This window comes from Pseudomonas sp. B21-036 (assembly GCF_024748925.1).
Classification (GTDB): Bacteria; Pseudomonadota; Gammaproteobacteria; order Pseudomonadales; family Pseudomonadaceae; genus Aquipseudomonas; species Aquipseudomonas palmensis.
Map to the genome: position 1 here is coordinate 4,946,905 of NZ_CP087178.1, position 16,101 is coordinate 4,963,005.

General features: G+C 64.5%; 17 protein-coding genes. 11 read left to right on the forward strand and 6 right to left on the reverse strand.

Features of this window, described 5'->3' with window-relative positions; all coding sequences use genetic code 11:
- Positions 1-141 precede the first annotated feature (141 nt).
- On the forward strand, positions 142-690 hold the full coding sequence (locus tag LOY33_RS22485; protein WP_058540589.1) for a tetratricopeptide repeat protein: 549 nt from the start codon (positions 142-144) through the stop codon (positions 688-690).
- Positions 691-698: 8 nt separating this feature from the next.
- Here the strand turns inward: LOY33_RS22485 and LOY33_RS22490 are convergent, their stop codons facing one another.
- On the reverse strand, positions 699-1,025 hold the full coding sequence (locus LOY33_RS22490; protein WP_043863886.1) for a DUF1820 family protein: 327 nt from the start codon (positions 1,023-1,025) through the stop codon (positions 699-701).
- A gap of 129 nt (positions 1,026-1,154) precedes the next feature.
- Between LOY33_RS22490 and miaB the strand changes: the two genes are divergently transcribed.
- The 5 genes from miaB (at position 1,155) to lnt (ending at position 6,465) form a co-directional block, all read left to right on the forward strand.
- Positions 1,155-2,483 (forward strand): tRNA (N6-isopentenyl adenosine(37)-C2)-methylthiotransferase MiaB, encoded by a 1,329-nt coding sequence (miaB, locus tag LOY33_RS22495; protein WP_258660150.1) that lies wholly within the window; start codon positions 1,155-1,157, stop codon positions 2,481-2,483.
- Between the two features lie 122 nt (positions 2,484-2,605).
- On the forward strand, positions 2,606-3,607 hold the full coding sequence (locus LOY33_RS22500) for a PhoH family protein (RefSeq protein WP_043863888.1): 1,002 nt from the start codon (positions 2,606-2,608) through the stop codon (positions 3,605-3,607).
- Complete coding sequence (gene ybeY, locus LOY33_RS22505; protein ID WP_043863889.1) at positions 3,600-4,094, forward strand: rRNA maturation RNase YbeY; 495 nt, start codon at positions 3,600-3,602, stop codon at positions 4,092-4,094. Before LOY33_RS22500 ends, ybeY begins: the two co-directional genes overlap by 8 nt.
- A 5-nt stretch (positions 4,095-4,099) precedes the next feature.
- Positions 4,100-4,939: an HlyC/CorC family transporter gene (locus LOY33_RS22510; protein ID WP_043863890.1), complete on the forward strand. Its 840-nt coding sequence runs from the start codon at positions 4,100-4,102 to the stop codon at positions 4,937-4,939.
- Positions 4,940-4,947: 8 nt separating this feature from the next.
- The gene (gene lnt, locus LOY33_RS22515; protein WP_043863891.1) at positions 4,948-6,465 is read left to right on the forward strand and encodes an apolipoprotein N-acyltransferase; all 1,518 of its coding nucleotides are present in this window, start codon (positions 4,948-4,950) and stop codon (positions 6,463-6,465) included.
- On the opposite strand, the gene LOY33_RS22520 is transcribed toward lnt, so the two are convergent.
- Both LOY33_RS22520 and LOY33_RS22525 read right to left on the reverse strand, forming a co-directional pair.
- Positions 6,462-7,223, reverse strand: a complete 762-nt coding sequence (locus tag LOY33_RS22520) for a YdcF family protein (RefSeq protein WP_116052302.1) — start codon at positions 7,221-7,223, stop codon at positions 6,462-6,464. The two genes, lnt and LOY33_RS22520, sit on opposite strands and share 4 nt — an antisense overlap.
- Positions 7,224-7,357: 134 nt before the next feature.
- Complete coding sequence (locus LOY33_RS22525) at positions 7,358-7,675, reverse strand: hypothetical protein (RefSeq protein WP_043863893.1); 318 nt, start codon at positions 7,673-7,675, stop codon at positions 7,358-7,360.
- Between the two features lie 237 nt (positions 7,676-7,912).
- On the opposite strand from LOY33_RS22525, the gene leuS reads away from it, so the two are divergent.
- The 5 genes from leuS (at position 7,913) to LOY33_RS22550 (ending at position 13,943) form a co-directional block, all read left to right on the forward strand.
- Positions 7,913-10,519: a leucine--tRNA ligase gene (leuS, locus tag LOY33_RS22530; RefSeq protein WP_258660153.1), complete on the forward strand. Its 2,607-nt coding sequence runs from the start codon at positions 7,913-7,915 to the stop codon at positions 10,517-10,519.
- Positions 10,520-10,577: 58 nt separating this feature from the next.
- Complete coding sequence (gene lptE, locus LOY33_RS22535; RefSeq protein WP_258660154.1) at positions 10,578-11,183, forward strand: LPS assembly lipoprotein LptE; 606 nt, start codon at positions 10,578-10,580, stop codon at positions 11,181-11,183.
- Positions 11,184-11,222: 39 nt separating this feature from the next.
- Complete coding sequence (holA, locus tag LOY33_RS22540; RefSeq protein WP_058540594.1) at positions 11,223-12,260, forward strand: DNA polymerase III subunit delta; 1,038 nt, start codon at positions 11,223-11,225, stop codon at positions 12,258-12,260.
- Between the two features lie 140 nt (positions 12,261-12,400).
- Positions 12,401-12,565: an alternative ribosome rescue factor ArfA gene (arfA, locus tag LOY33_RS22545; protein ID WP_054916343.1), complete on the forward strand. Its 165-nt coding sequence runs from the start codon at positions 12,401-12,403 to the stop codon at positions 12,563-12,565.
- A gap of 61 nt (positions 12,566-12,626) precedes the next feature.
- Complete coding sequence (locus LOY33_RS22550; protein ID WP_043863897.1) at positions 12,627-13,943, forward strand: lytic murein transglycosylase; 1,317 nt, start codon at positions 12,627-12,629, stop codon at positions 13,941-13,943.
- Between the two features lie 136 nt (positions 13,944-14,079).
- On the opposite strand, the gene lipA is transcribed toward LOY33_RS22550, so the two are convergent.
- Genes lipA through LOY33_RS22565 form a run of 3 tightly spaced genes read right to left on the reverse strand, consistent with a single transcriptional unit; the run spans position 14,080 to position 16,027 of the window.
- Positions 14,080-15,102, reverse strand: coding sequence for a lipoyl synthase (gene lipA, locus LOY33_RS22555; protein ID WP_043863898.1), 1,023 nt, complete (start codon positions 15,100-15,102; stop codon positions 14,080-14,082).
- A gap of 2 nt (positions 15,103-15,104) precedes the next feature.
- Positions 15,105-15,752, reverse strand: coding sequence for a lipoyl(octanoyl) transferase LipB (lipB, locus tag LOY33_RS22560; protein ID WP_043863899.1), 648 nt, complete (start codon positions 15,750-15,752; stop codon positions 15,105-15,107).
- Complete coding sequence (locus LOY33_RS22565; RefSeq protein ID WP_043863900.1) at positions 15,752-16,027, reverse strand: DUF493 domain-containing protein; 276 nt, start codon at positions 16,025-16,027, stop codon at positions 15,752-15,754. The genes lipB and LOY33_RS22565 overlap by 1 nt, the downstream gene beginning before the upstream one ends.
- Between the last annotated feature and the right edge of the window lie 74 nt (positions 16,028-16,101).

Here is a 16,101-nt window from a genome sequence, read left to right on the forward strand (position 1 = left end):
GCCAGAACAGCCACCGCAAGCCTCCCCGCCTTCCTCCCTCGGCAGAAAATCGAGTAAAGACTTTGTAAGGTGGGCGCTGCTTATCCCATAATGTGCCACCAGACACATTGGCCGCAGCTTTGCAGAGGTAAGTCGATCACCATGAACCGCGCCGGCCGCGCCCTCGCACTGGGCTGCCTGTTGCTACTTCAGCCCCTGCTGGCCACCGCAGGCGGTAACTCGTTGCTGATCCCGGCAGCAGGCCGCTGCACCCTCAATACGCCTGCCGAAGAACTGCAACAGGCCCTGGCCAGCTGCCAGCAGGCCGCGCAGTCCGGCGACGCACAGGCGCAGTACGAGCTGGGCGAGTTCTATTACGACGGCAAGAACGCCCCGCAAGACCTGAACAAGGCACTCAACTATTTCGAGCAGGCCTCGCTGCAAGGCCACGCCGAAGCGCAATATCGCCTGGGCAGCATGTTCTTTCGCGGCGAAGGCGTCGCTGCCAACAACGTGCAGGCCTATATCGTGCTGAAGATGGCCGCGGTGAACGGCGCTGAAGACGCGCTGGACATGGCCGACGAAGTGTCGGCAAAAATGCAGCGCGACGAACTGGAAATGGCCACCCAGGTGCTCGGCCAGATCTTTCGCAAGTACCTGCTGGAGCTGCAGACCGTCGACGGTCGCACGCCCTTCGCACCCCTTCCGTAACGCAGCCGTTACTTCTCGGGCATCGGCATCGGGAACGGCATCACGTTGCTGACGCCACGGGCTTCACTGACCTTCGGCGTGCCCAGGCGCTCGACCTCGTCGATGCGCACGATCGAATGCATGGGCACGAAGCTGCGCACCACACCCTCGAACTGAGCCTTGAGCTTCTCCTCGCTCGGGTCGACCACGACCTGAGTGCGCTCGCCGAACACGAATTCCTCGATCTCCAGAAAACCCCACAGGTCACTCTGGTAGATCTGTTTGGCGTACATCTCGAACACCTGGCCCTGGTTGAGAAAGATGACTTTGTAGATGGGAGCTTCGCGTTTGGTCATTGGGGGCTGGAACAGTCACAGGGGGAAATAAGCCGCAAACTATAACATAGCCGCCCGAACGACAGCGCTAGGAACCCTCGACCACGCGCCCTATAATGCGCGGTTCTTTGAATCACCTGATGATCACGCATGGCCAAGAAGCTCTATATCGAAACCCATGGCTGCCAGATGAACGAGTATGACAGCTCGCGCATGGTCGACCTGCTGGGTGAACATCAAGCGCTGGAGGTGACCGAGCGGGCCGAAGACGCCGACGTCATCCTGCTCAACACCTGCTCGATCCGCGAACGGGCCCAGGACCGCGTCTACTCCCAGCTCGGCCGCTGGCGCGAGCTCAAGGACGCCAAGCCCGACATGGTGATCGCCGTGGGCGGTTGCGTGGCCAGCCAGGAAGGTGATTCGATCCGCAAGCGCGCGCCCTATGTCGACGTGGTGTTCGGCCCGCAGACCCTGCACCGCCTGCCCGAGATGATCGACGCGGCGCGCACCACGCGCCTGCCGCAAGTCGACGTGTCGTTCCCCGAGATCGAGAAGTTCGACCACCTGCCCGAACCGCGTATCGACGGCCCCACCGCCTACGTGTCGGTGATGGAAGGCTGCAGCAAGTACTGCACCTTCTGCGTGGTGCCCTATACCCGCGGCGAAGAGGTCAGCCGCCCGTTCGACGACGTACTGGCCGAGATCATCCACCTGGCCGAGAACGGCGTGCGTGAAGTCACCCTGCTGGGCCAGAACGTCAACGGCTACCGGGGCCAGACCCACGACGGTCGCTTGGCCGATCTCGCCGAGCTGATCCGGGTGGTGGCAGCCGTCGACGGCATCGACCGCATCCGCTACACCACCTCGCACCCGCTGGAGTTCTCCGACAGCCTGATCCAGGCACACGCCGAGGTGCCGGAGCTGGTCAAGCACCTGCACCTGCCGGTGCAGTCGGGCTCGGACCGCGTGCTGGCGGCGATGAAGCGCGGGCACACGGTGCTGGAGTACAAGTCCAAGCTGCGCAAGCTCAAGGCGGCGGTACCGGGCATCTGCATCAGTTCCGACTTCATCATCGGCTTCCCCGGCGAAACCGAGAAAGACTTCGAGAACACCATGAAGCTGGTGGCCGAGGTCGGCTTCGACTTCTCCTACTCGTTCATCTACAGCCCGCGTCCGGGCACCCCGGCCTCCGACCTGCCGGACGACACCCCCGAGGCGCTGAAGAAGGAACGCCTGGCTGCACTGCAGCACCGCCTGGACCACCAGGGCTTCGAGATCAGCCGACAGATGGTCGGCACCCTGCAGCGCATCCTGGTAACCGACTATTCGCGACGCGATCCGGGGCAGTTGCAGGGGCGCACGGAGAATAACCGTATCGTCAACTTCCGCTGCGACAACCCCACGCTGATCGGCCAGTTCGTCGACATCCTTATCGACGATGCACGACCACATTCGCTGTTCGGTTCGCTGGTGCAATAAGGGCATGCGCCGGGCCCGACGAGCGGCCCGGCGACCCTTGATCGTTTCAGCGCTTTCACCGTAGCGCGGGTGGGGTTATCCTTGAATTCATCCAAATTGCCGTAGGGCGGCTAAAAACGACCTTGAACGCACCCATAGAACCTCATCGCTTCATCCTCGAGCCCTTCGAGGCTCATCGCTTCGCCAACCTGTGCGGGCAGTTCGACGAGCACCTGCGCCTGATCGAACAGCGCCTGGCCATCGAGATCCGCAACCGCGGCAATCAGTTCGAACTGATCGGCGAACCCAAACTGACCTCCTCTGCCGAGCAGCTGCTGCGCCGTCTCTACCGCGAGACCAAGGCCACCGAGCTGTCCCCGGAAATGGTCCACCTGTTCCTGCAGGAATCGGCCGTTGAAGCGCTGGAGAACCCGGCAGTCAACGAAGTCAGCGTTTCGCTGCGCACGCGCAAGGGCATGATTCGCCCACGCGGGCTCAACCAGCAGCGCTACGTGAAGGAAATCCTCGGCAACGACATCAACTTCGGTATCGGCCCTGCCGGTACCGGCAAGACCTACCTGGCCGTGGCCTGCGCGGTCGACGCGCTGGAGCGTGAACAGGTGCGTCGCATCCTGCTGGTACGCCCGGCAGTCGAGGCCGGCGAGAAGCTCGGCTTCCTGCCCGGCGACCTGGCCCAGAAGATCGACCCGTACCTGCGCCCGCTGTACGACGCCCTGTACGAGATGCTCGGCTTCGAACACGTGGCCAAGCTGATCGAACGCCAGGTGATCGAGATCGCCCCGCTGGCCTACATGCGCGGCCGCACCCTGAACAACAGCTTCATCATCCTCGACGAGAGCCAGAACACCACCGTCGAGCAGATGAAGATGTTCCTCACCCGTATCGGCTTCGGTTCCACTGCCGTGATCACCGGTGACATCACCCAGGTCGACCTGCCGCGCGGCACCAAGTCGGGCCTGGCCCACGTCATCAGCGTGCTCAAGGACGTGCCGGGCATCAGCTTCACCCATTTCCAGCCCAAGGACGTCGTGCGCCACCCGTTGGTCCAGCGCATCGTCGAAGCCTACGAGCGCTTCGAGAATGCACAGGCGGGCCCGACCGAAGGCAAACCGCACGATGCTTGAGCTCGATCTGCAACTGGCCACCCAGGCAAGCGCCCCGAGTGAAGAACAGTTCCGCCAATGGTGCGCCCTGGCCCTGCGCCAGCGCAGTGCCGATTCTGAACTGACCATCCGCCTGGTCGACGAAGCCGAAGGTCGCGAGCTGAACCACACCTGGCGGCACAAGGACTACGCCACCAACGTGCTGTCCTTCCCGGCCGATGTGCCCGACGACCTGCTCGACATCCCGCTGCTGGGCGACCTGGTGATCTGCGTGGCGGTGGTGGAGCGCGAGGCCGCCGAGCAGGGCAAGGCCCTCGAAGCCCACTGGGCCCACCTGGTCATCCACGGTTGCCTGCACCTGCTGGGCTACGACCACATCGACGACGATGAGGCCGAGGAAATGGAAGCACTGGAACGAACGTTGCTTGCCGAACTGGGTCACCCCGACCCGTACGCCGACGACGAACACGACGCACCCCACACTGATATCTGCAAGGATCACGAGTAACCGCCATGAGCGAAGATCGATCGAGCAACGGGCAAAAGTCCTGGCTGGGCAAACTGACCCAGGCTTTTGCCCATGAGCCGAAAAACCGCCAGGAGCTCCTCGAGCTGCTGCGCGAAGCGCACCAGAACAAGCTGCTCGACAGCGAGGCCCTGACCATCGTCGAAGGTGCGATCCAGGTCGCCGACCTGCAGGTGCGCGACATCATGGTGCCGCGCTCGCAGATGATCAGCATCAAGGCGTCGCAGACCCCGCGCGAGTTCCTGCCGGCAGTGATCGACGCCGCGCATTCGCGCTACCCGGTGGTCGGCGAGAGCCACGACGACGTGCTTGGCGTATTGCTGGCCAAGGACCTGTTGCCATTGATCCTCAAGGAGAACGGCGACAGCTTCAACATCAAGGACCTGCTGCGCCCGGCCACCTTCGTGCCCGAGTCCAAGCGCCTGAACGTGCTGCTGCGCGAGTTTCGCGCCAACCACAACCACATGGCCATCGTCATCGACGAATACGGCGGCGTGGCGGGCCTGGTGACCATCGAGGACGTGCTGGAGCAGATCGTCGGCGACATCGAGGACGAGCATGACGTCGAGGAAGACAGTTACATCAAGCCGCTGCCCAGCGGCGACTTCCTGATCAAGGCCCTGACGCCGATCGAGAACTTCAATGCATTCTTCGACAGCGAGTTCTCCGACGACGAGTTCGACACCGTCGGCGGCCTGGTCATGAGCGCCTTCGGCCACCTGCCCAAGCGCAACGAAACCACCGAGATCGGCCCGTACCGCTTTCGCATCCTCAATGCCGACAGCCGCCGGATTCACCTGCTGCGCCTGACCCCCATCACCCGTTAAGGACAACCATGCGCTGGATCACCCGCCCCGGCTGGCCCGGTAACCTGCTGGCCGTGGCGGCCGGCGCCCTCACCCCGCTGAGCCTGGCCCCATTCGACATCTGGTCGCTATCGCTGCTGTCGCTGGCGCTGTTCTACCTGGGCCTGCGCGAGCTGAGCCCGCGCCAGGCGCTGTGGCGCGGCTGGTGCTACGGCTTCGGCCTGTTCGGTGCTGGCACCTGGTGGATCTACGTCAGCATCCACGACTACGGCGGCGCCTCGGCGCTGCTGGCCGGCGGCCTGATGCTGCTGTTCTTCGCCGCCATCGCGTGGTTTTTCGCCCTGCCGGCCTGGCTGTGGGCGCGCTGGCTGCGCCGCCCTGAAGCACCGCTGGCCGACGCGCTGTGCTTTGCCGCCCTGTGGGTGGGCCAGGAGGCGTTCCGCGGCTGGTTTCTCACCGGTTTCCCGTGGCTCTATGCCGGCTACAGTCAGCTGGACGGTCCGCTGGCGGGCCTGGCCCCGCTGGGCGGCATGTGGCTGGTGTCCTTCACCCTGGCCCTGACCGCCGCCCTGCTGTGCAACCTGCACCGCCTGCGCGAGCGCAAGGGCTTCATGGCCATCGGCGCGCTACTGCTGTTCGCCCCGTGGATCATCGGCCTGGCACTCAAGGGCCATGCCTGGACCGTGCCTTCGGGCGAGCCGCTGAAGGTCGCGGCAATCCAGGGCAACATCGAGCAGGAACTGAAGTGGGACCCCGAGCAGCTCAACCGGCAACTGGCGCTGTACCGCGACATGAGCTTCAGTTCCCGGCCCGTGGACCTGATCGTGTGGCCCGAAACCGCAGTGCCGGTGCTCAAGGAGCAGGCCCAGGGCTACCTGGACATGATGGGCAGCTTCGCCACTGACCGGCATTCGGCGCTGATCACGGGTGTGCCGGTACGTGAGGTGGTGCACCAGCAGCGGCGCTACTACAACGGCATCACCGTGGTCGGCGAGGGTGACGGCACCTACCTCAAGCAGAAGCTGGTGCCCTTTGGCGAGTACGTGCCCCTGCAGGACATGCTGCGTGGCCTGATCGCCTTCTTCGACCTGCCGATGTCGGACTTCGCCCGCGGCCCCGAAGACCAGGCCATGCTGCAGGCCAAGGGTTACCACCTGGCGCCGATGATCTGCTACGAAGTGGTCTACCCGGAACTGGCCGCCAGCCTTGCCGCCAAGAGCGACATCCTGCTGACCATCAGCAACGACACCTGGTTCGGCAAGTCGATCGGCCCCATCCAGCACCTGCAGATGGCGCAGATGCGCGCCCTGGAAGCCGGGCGCTGGATGATCCGCGCCACCAACAACGGTGTCACCGGCCTGATCGACCCGTTCGGCAAGATCACCGCGCAGATTCCGCAGTTCGAACGCGGCATCCTCTACGGTGAAGTGGTGCCGATGCAGAAGCTCACGCCCTACCTGCACTGGCGCTCCTGGCCGCTGACCCTCCTGTGCCTGGGCCTGTTCGGCTGGGCGCTGCTGGCCAGCCGCATTGCCAAGACGGTCTAGTAGAACAGGCGATAACCCAGCAGGCCGACTGCTTCGTTGAGCAGTTGGCCGCTCTGCCACATGGCGCGGCTCTCGGGCATCCAGCCGCCGAACGGGCGTGCATAGGCATGCCCCAGATAGCCAACCGGCGCCGCCACCACGTCGAACCCCGCCTGTTCGAAACTCCACACCGCACGCGGCATGTGCCAGGCCTGGGTGACCACCACCACACGCTTCACGCCCTGCGGCAACAGCAGCGCGGCGCTCATCTGGGCGTTCTCCCAAGTGGTACGGCTCTGCTCTTCGAGCCAGCGTACCGGCACGTCGAAATCGCGCTGCAACGAATCGGCCATCAATCGCGCCTCGCTCGGCGGCGTACCGTAGTGCAGCCCACCGCTGGTCAACAGCGGCAGGCCGCTGGCCTTGGCCAGTTGCGCCGCGTAGCGCATGCGCTCCAGTGCCACGCCGGTGGGCTGGTCGGCGCCACCCCAGGCCGGATCACCGCGCTCGCGCCCGGCGCCCAACACCACGATCGCGTCGGCCTGGCCGGCCAGCGCCTGCCAATGCTGCGGCGCAAGCGGCGGCACACGCTCCAGCTGGCGCGCCGTGAACTCCACCACCACCGGCAGGCTCATCAGCCACAGCCCGCCCAGGCCGGCGATGAAACACAACAGCGAGGTACGCGGCCAGGACCGGCGCAGCCACCACGCTGCCAGCAGCAGCAACAGCAGCACGCCGGGCGGCAGAATCAGTTGTTTGATGAAATAGCGAAATGGCATCAGGCACCTCCATGGATGCCCAAGGCTACAGACAAACGGCGCCTGGCAACAATGCCGCCAGGCGCCGATCAATGGGAATCATGGTGCCAGTGGCGCACTCCGCCTGCGCCTGATTGTGCCCGGCAACTGCCTATCTATTTGCAGTGCAGCTTTCCGGGCTTTGCCGTGTGGGTGGAACGCGCCGCCTGCTTGAGCCAGACGACCTTGGCCCTGGACGGCGGCTGCGCTTGCTGCATCGCTTCGGCACGACCCGGCGCACCCTCCGGCAACGACGCCAGATAGGCCCTGATCACGTCGAATTCGGCGCGGCTCAGGCCACGCAGTTCCAGTTCGGCAGGCATTTCATCACGCAATCGAGCGGCCGTACGGGCGACATCCAGGGCAAGCCCCAGGCGATCGAGCAACCGCTCGTAAATCTCCGGCTTCAGTGGTTCCAGCTGCGACTCTCCCATCCGTTCACCTCATTGAAGATAAGATTCATCTCCCCCCACACGTCAGCTTAGCGGCACTCCCAAAACCAGCCCGTTGCCGCGACCAACGGAACGCCGGCCGATCCGGTGCAATCAGGGTTTCCCACGATGGACGGGGGTCATGTATGCTACGGCGTTCACTCTTGACACCGGATTGCCGGGCACAACGGTTTTGAACCAGCCTGGATAAGGTCTCCCATTTCTCAGCGCAAAGTAGCCATGCACGAACTCTATCAGCCCCGCGAAATCGAAGCCGCCGCCCAGTCTTACTGGAACGAGCACCACTCTTTTGACGTCAGTGAACAGCCAGGCAAGGACACCTACTACTGCCTGTCGATGTTCCCTTACCCAAGCGGCAAGCTACACATGGGGCACGTGCGCAACTACACCATCGGCGACGTGATCGCGCGCTACCAGCGCATGCTCGGCAAGAACGTCCTGCAGCCAATGGGCTGGGACGCCTTCGGCATGCCGGCGGAAAACGCCGCGATGAAGAACAACGTGGCACCGGCCAAGTGGACCTACGAAAACATCGATTACATGAAGACCCAGCTCAAGAGCCTGGGCCTGGCGATCGACTGGACCCGCGAGATCACCACCTGCAAGCCGGACTACTACCGCTGGGAGCAGTGGCTGTTCACCCGCCTGTTCGAAAAGGGCGTGATCTACCGCAAGAACGGCACCGTGAACTGGGACCCGGCCGACCAGACCGTACTGGCCAACGAGCAGGTCATCGACGGGCGTGGCTGGCGTTCGGGCGCGCTGATCGAAAAGCGCGAAATCCCGATGTACTACTTCAAGATCACCGCCTACGCCGACGAGCTGCTGGAAAGCCTCGACGAGCTGCCGGGCTGGCCTGAACAGGTCAAGACCATGCAGCGCAACTGGATCGGCAAGTCGCGCGGCATGGAAGTGCAGTTCCCCTACGACCAGGCCAGCATCGGCGAAGCGGGCACGCTGAAAGTCTTCACCACCCGCCCCGACACCCTGATGGGCGCCACCTACGTGGCAGTGGCCGCAGAGCACCCGCTGGCGACCCTCGCAGCCAAGGGCAACCCTGAACTGCAGGCGTTCATCGACGAGTGCAAGAGCGGCAGCGTTGCCGAAGCCGACGTCGCCACCCAGGAGAAGAAGGGCCTGGCCACTTCGCTGCTGGTCGAGCACCCGCTGACCGGCGAGAAGCTCCCGGTGTGGGTCGCCAACTACGTGCTGATGCACTACGGCGACGGCGCAGTCATGGCCGTACCGGCCCACGACGAACGCGACTTCGAGTTCGCCACCAAGTACAAGCTGCCGATCAAGACCGTGGTGCGCACCAGTGCCGGCGATCAAGTGGGCAGCGAATGGCAGGCCGCCTACAACGAGCACGGCCAGCTGATCAACTCCGGCGCGTTCGACGGCCTGGACTTCCCCGGCGCCTTCGATGCCATCGAAGCCGCCCTGATCACCAAGGGCCTGGGCCAATCGCGCACCCAGTTCCGCCTGCGCGACTGGGGCATCAGCCGCCAGCGCTACTGGGGCTGCCCGATCCCGATCATCCATTGCGACGCCTGTGGCGACGTACCGGTGCCGGAAGACCAACTGCCGGTCATCCTGCCGGAGAACGTGGTTCCGGACGGCGCCGGTTCGCCGCTGGCGCGCCTGCCTGAATTCTACGAATGCAGCTGCCCGAAATGCGGCCAGCCGGCCAAGCGCGAAACCGACACCATGGACACCTTCGTCGAGTCGTCCTGGTACTTCGCCCGTTATGCCTCGCCCAACTACGACCAGGGCCTGGTCGACCCTAAAGCGGCCAACCACTGGCTGCCGGTCGATCAATACATCGGCGGTATCGAGCACGCGATCCTGCACCTGCTGTATGCACGCTTCTTCCACAAGCTGATGCGCGACGAAGGGCTGGTCACCTCCAACGAGCCGTTCAAGAACCTGCTGACCCAGGGCATGGTCGTGGCCGATACCTACTACCGTGTCGCCAGCAACGGCGGCCAGGACTGGTTCAACCCGGCCGACGTCGAAGTCGAGCTGGATGCCAAGGGCAAGGCCATCAGTGCACGTCTGAAGACCGACGGCCTGCCGGTGATCATCGGCGGCACCGAGAAGATGTCCAAGTCCAAGAACAACGGCGTCGACCCGCAATCGATGATCGAAGCCTACGGTGCCGACACCTGCCGTCTGTTCATGATGTTCGCTTCGCCGCCCGACATGAGCCTGGAATGGTCCGACTCCGGCGTCGAGGGTGCCAACCGCTTCCTGCGCCGCGTCTGGCGCCTGGCCCAGGCCCACGTCGGCCAGGGCCTGCCGGGCAAGCTGGAGCTGGGCAACCTGAACGACGCACAGAAGCTGGTACGCCGTGCCACCCATTCGGCGATCCGCCAGGCCAGCATCGACGTGGGCCAGCACAACAAGTTCAACACCGCCATCGCCCAGGTGATGACCCTGATGAACGTGCTGGAAAAGGCCTCGCAAGCCACCGACCTGGACCGTGCACTGATCCAGGAAGGCCTGGAGACCGTGGCCCTGATACTGGCGCCGATCACCCCGCACATCAGCCACGAGCTGTGGCAGCTTCTGGGCCACACCCAGGCCATCATCGATGCCGGCTGGCCGGCGGTCGACGAAAGCGCGCTGGTGCAGGACACCCTCGAACTGGTCATCCAGGTCAACGGCAAGCTGCGCGGGCACATCGAAATGCCGGCCGGTGCCAGCCGTGAAGAAATCGAGGCCGCCGCGCGCAGCAACGAGAACGTGCTGCGTTTCACCGAAGGCCTGAGCATCCGCAAGGTCATCGTGGTACCTGGCAAGCTGGTCAATATCGTCGCCAACTGAGAGCAACGGGCGCCTTGATGGCGCCCGCACCGCCTACAAGGTTCAAGGGAGCAACAAGATGATCAAACGCAATCTGCTGGTGATGGGCCTGGCGGTCCTGCTCAGCGCCTGCGGTTTCCAGCTGCGCGGCACCGGTGTCACCGAGCTGAGCCTCAAGGAACTCGACCTGAGCGCGCGCAACGCCTATGGCGAAACCGTGACCCAGCTGCGCCAGGTACTGCAAACCAGCGGCGTCAACGTGCACACAGGTGCGCCGTACAAGCTGATCCTGACTAACGAACAGGAAAACCAGCGCGCAGCCAGCTATGCCGGCGCCGGCCGTTCGGTGGAGTACGAGCTGACCACCGAGCTTAGCTACGAAATCAAGGGCCTGGACAACCTGAGCCTGCTGAACGACAAGATCGAAGTGCAGAAGGTCTACGTGCACGACAGCAACAACCTGACCGGTTCCGATCAGGAAGCGGGCCAGATCCGTGACGAGATTCGTCGCGAGCTGGTACAGCGCATGGTGCTGCGCCTGCAGCAACTGACCCCCGAGCAGCTCGATAGCATGCAACAGCAGGCCGATGAGCGGGCCAAGGCCGAAGCCCAGGCGCTTGAAGCTGCACGCCGTGCCCAGGATGCAACCCCCCAGCAATCGCCGCTGGAACTGCCGGCCAACTGAGCCTGAACGGGGCGCTTCGGCGCCCCGTCTATCTGTCCTATGAAGCTCACACCTGCCCAACTGCCCAAACACCTGCAAGGCAACCTCGCACCGGTCTACGTGATCAGTGGCGACGACCCGTTGCTGTGCCAGGAAGCCGCCGATGCGGTGCGCCTGGCGGCTCGCCAGCAAGGGTTCGACGAACGCCAGGTGTTCAGCGCCGACGCCAACTTCGACTGGGGCACCCTGCTGCAGGCCGGTGCCAGCCTGTCGCTGTTCGCGCAAAAGCGTGTGCTGGAGCTGCGCCTGCCATCGGGCAAGCCCGGCGACAAGGGCGCGGCGGCACTGATCGAATACTGTGCGCGCCCGGCGGACGACACCCTGCTGCTGGTCAGCCTGCCCAAGCTTGATGGCAGCGCGCAGAAGACCAAGTGGGGCAAGGCCCTGATCGAAGGCCAGCAGGTGCAGTTCGTGCAGATCTGGCCGGTCGACACCCAACAGCTGCCGCAATGGATCAACCAGCGCCTGGCCCAGGCCGGGCTCTCGGCCCAGCGTGATGCGGTGGAGCTGATCGCCGCACGGGTCGAAGGCAACCTGCTGGCCGCAGCGCAGGAGATCGAAAAGCTCAAGCTGCTGGCCGACGGCAACACGATCACCGTGGAAACCGTGCAGGCAGCAGTGGCCGACAGTGCACGTTTCGACGTGTTTGGCCTGGTCGATGCGATCCTCAACGGCGAGGCCGCGCATGCACTGCGCATGCTCGAGGGGCTGCGCGGCGAAGGGGTCGAGCCACCGGTGATCCTCTGGGCACTGGCGCGCGAGCTGCGTGTACTGGCCGGCCTGGCCCAGCAGTTCGCCCAGGGCGTGCCGCTGGACAAGGCGTTCAGCCAGGCTCGCCCGCCAGTGTGGGACAAGCGCAAGCCGTTGATGAGCAAAGCCCTGCAGCGTTACTCGGCGCAACGCTGGGCGCAGCTGCTGCAGGATGCCCAGCGCATCGATGCGCAAATAAAGGGCCAGGCCCAGGGCTCGCCCTGGGTGAGCCTGTCGCGGCTGTCGCTGTTGATGGCGGGGCAGCGGCTGGCATTGCCTGCCGAGTAACCCCCAACTGACGGTCAGCACCGCCGAAGCTTCTGGGGGGGCGCTGCGCAGCCCATCGCCGGCAATGCCGGCTCTGCCCTTGCCTGCGAGGGGTTCAGCGCCTATATTGCGCCCACACCCATCTGAGCAGGACCTCTGCCATGAGCAAAAAGCCCGCAAAGCACCGGCCCAACAAGGCCAAATCGATCATCGCCCAGCCCTTGTTCCGCAGCCGTCAGGAACCCGCCGGCAAAGGCAAAGGCAGCTACCGCCGCGAAGCCTTCCAATCGAGAGATTGGGAGGCTTCTCACTTTTTGGCCGCATGAAAGCAAGAAACCCACAGGCATGATATGGTCGTCACCTGACCTGAAATACCTGGACCCATGCATGCCCTTATGCCCCTCCCGTCGCCGGCAACTTCGCCAGCTGACCGCAGCTTCCAGCCTTATCCTGCTCGTCGCCTGTGCCGAGCAACCTACCGTCGCCGACACCCTGCCCCTGGCTCCCGCGCAACCTGCCCCGGTGGTCACCCTGCCCACCCCGAACACCGACGCCAGCCCGGAAATCCAGCCCCTGCAGACCTTTGCCCAATGGCAAGCCGGCTTTCGTCAGCAGGCCCTGCAGGCCGGCATCACCCCGGCCACCTTCGACCGCGCGTTCATCGGCATCACCCCCGACATGGACGTGATCAAGGCCGACCGCAGCCAACCCGAATTCACCCGGCCGGTGTGGGAATACCTCGAGGGCGCGCTGTCGCCCCTGCGCGTTCGCAACGGCAAGAAGCTGCTCGACCAGCATGCCGTTCTGCTCAGCCAGCTGGAGCAACGCTATGGCGTGGACCGCAGCGTACTGGTGTCGGTATGGGGCATGGAGAGCAACTTCGGCCAGTTCCAGGGCAGCAAGTCGGTGATCCGCTCCCTGGCCACCCTGGCCTATGAAGGACGCCGCCCGGCATTTGCCCAGGCGCAGCTGATCGCGGCCCTGCAGATCCTGCAGAACGGCGATATCCAGCCCGAGGCCATGCTGGGCTCGTGGGCCGGCGCAATGGGCCAGACCCAGTTCATCCCGACCACCTACAACACCCACGCCGTGGACTTCGACGGCGATGGTCGCCGCGACATCTGGAAGAGCTCGGCCGATGCGCTGGCCTCCACCGCGCACTACCTGCAAAGCTCCGGCTGGAAACGTGGCGAGCCCTGGGGCTTCGAAGTCCAGGTGCCAGGCAGCTTCGACTACTGGCTGGCCGATGGCAGCCTGCGCAAGAGCGTGGCCGAGTGGCAGCAACTGGGTGTGACCCTGCCAGCCGGTGCCCGCGCCCCGGCCGGTACCGAACAGCTCTCGGCCGCCCTGCTGCTGCCGGCGGGCGCCCGTGGCCCGGCATTCCTGGTGCTGGACAACTTCCGCGCGATCCTCAAGTACAACAACTCGTCGTCCTATGCGCTGGCCGTAAGCCTGCTGGCGGAACGCTTCGACAACTCGGGCTTCATTCGCGGGTCGTGGCCCAAGGATGACCTGCCGCTGAGCCGCAGCGAGCGGATCGAGCTGCAGCAACTGCTCAGCGCCAACAATTATGACGCGGGCACCGCAGACGGGATCATCGGCGCCAACACGCGCAAGGCCATCCGCAGTGCGCAGCAGGCGCAGGGCTGGCCGGCCGATGGCTACCCGACGCACAAGCTGCTGGAAAGCCTGCGCAAGCGCTGACAGCGCGACGGCAGGGCCGGCTCCCACAGCCTGTAGGAGCCGGCCTTGCCGGCGAAGAAGCCAGTGAAGCCATCAACAAAAAGGCCCCCGTACCATCGCTGGTACGGGGGCCTTTTTTCAGCCAGTCACACGCCGGTCACAGCTTGATCTTGGCCTCGTGCGCCTGTTGGTCGGCATGGTACGACGAACGCACCAGCGGGCCCGAGGCGACGTTCTTGAAGCCCATCTTGTAGCCTTCCTCGGCGAACCAGGCGAAGGTGTCCGGGTGCACGAAGCGCTGCACCGGCAAGTGGCTGCGCGATGGCTGCAGGTACTGGCCAAGGGTCAGCATGTCGATGTTGTGCTCGCGCATGCGATGCATCACCTCGATCACTTCCTCGTCGGTCTCGCCCAGGCCCAGCATCAGGCCGGACTTGGTCGGTACGTGCGGCACCAGCTCCTTGAACTTCTGCAGCAAGGTCAGCGACCACTGGTAGTCCGAACCTGGACGCGCGGCCTTGTACAGGCGCGGCACGGTTTCCAGGTTGTGGTTGAACACATCCGGCGGCTCTTGGGCCGTGATCGCCAGTGCCACGTCCATGCGTCCGCGGTAATCCGGCACCAGGGTTTCCAGCTGCACGCCCGGCGACAGCTTGCGGATCTCGCGCAGGCAGTCGGCAAAGTGCTGGGCACCGCCGTCACGCAGGTCGTCGCGGTCCACCGAGGTGATCACCACGTACTTCAGGCGCAGGTCGGCGATGGCCACGGCCAGGTTCATCGGCTCGTCGACATCCAGCGCTTTGGGCCGGCCGTGGCCGACGTCGCAGAACGGGCAGCGACGGGTGCAGATGTCACCCATGATCATGAAGGTGGCGGTGCCACCCGAGAAGCACTCGCCCAGGTTCGGGCAGGAAGCCTCTTCGCACACGCTGTGCAGCTTGTGCTTGCGCAGCAGCTGCTTGATGCGGTCGACTTCCGGCGACACCGGGATGCGCACGCGGATCCAGTCAGGTTTTTTCGGCAGTTCCTCGGTCGGGATGATCTTGACCGGGATACGTGCAACCTTTTCGGCGCCACGCAGCTTGACGCCAGCTTCGACCTTGGGCCGTGGGGCCGGGCGCGCGCTGACGTCCTGAGTGGGAATAAGGGTTTGCTGCGGTTCTTGCACAACAGTATTCATATTCAGTCGATTCCGCCCGCAAGGGTCGTCTGCTCAGCATAGTCGAGGTGCTTGACCAGCTGCCCGCGCAGCCTTGCCCTTACCTCGGTGAGTTCGATCGGGCCTGCCTGATCGCGCAGCTGGGTCATGGCCAGCCCCGCATACCCGCAGGGGTTAATCCGGCGGAATGGCGCAAGGTCCATGTCCACGTTCAAGGCAAGGCCATGGAAAGAACAGCCATTGCGAATGCGCAAGCCGAGGGAGGCGATCTTCGCCCCGTCGACGTAGACGCCAGGCGCGTCGGGCTTGGCCGCCGCCTCGACGCCATAACTGCCCAGCAGCTCGATCAGGCAGCGCTCCATGCGGCTGACCAGGTCACGCACGCCAAAGCCCAGGCGGCGTACATCGAGCAACAGGTAGGCCACCAGCTGACCCGGTCCATGGTAGGTCACCTGGCCACCGCGGTCGGTCTGCACCACCGGGATATCTCCCGGCAGCAGCAGGTGCTCGGCCTTGCCGGCCTGGCCCTGGGTGAACACCGGCGGGTGTTCAACCAGCCACACTTCATCGGCCGTGCCCGGGCCACGCTGGTCGGTGAACCGACGCATGGCCTCGAGCACGGCCGTGTAAGGTAGCAGGCCGAGGTCGCGAAAGCCGAGGCTGGCCGACATCAGAGCACCATTTTCACGATTCCGGTCGCGCGCAGGGCACTGTTGATGTTCTGCAACTGGTCTTCACTGGTGGCAATGATGTGCAGCTGCACCGTGGTGTACTTGCCTTCCTTGCTCTGGCGCTCGGCCAGGGTCTTGAGGTCGACCTCGGCGTATTTCTTGAGAATCTCGATCACCGTGTCCCTGAAATGGACCACGGTGTCGCCGATTATCTTGATCGGGTAATCGGCGCAGGGGAATTCGATCTTGTGCGACTTGACGTCTGGTTCGGTCATGGCAGTAACGGCCTCGTAAGCCGTGGCAACAACAATGCCCCCGCGTGAGTGTGCGGGGGCATGGCAGGTCACGA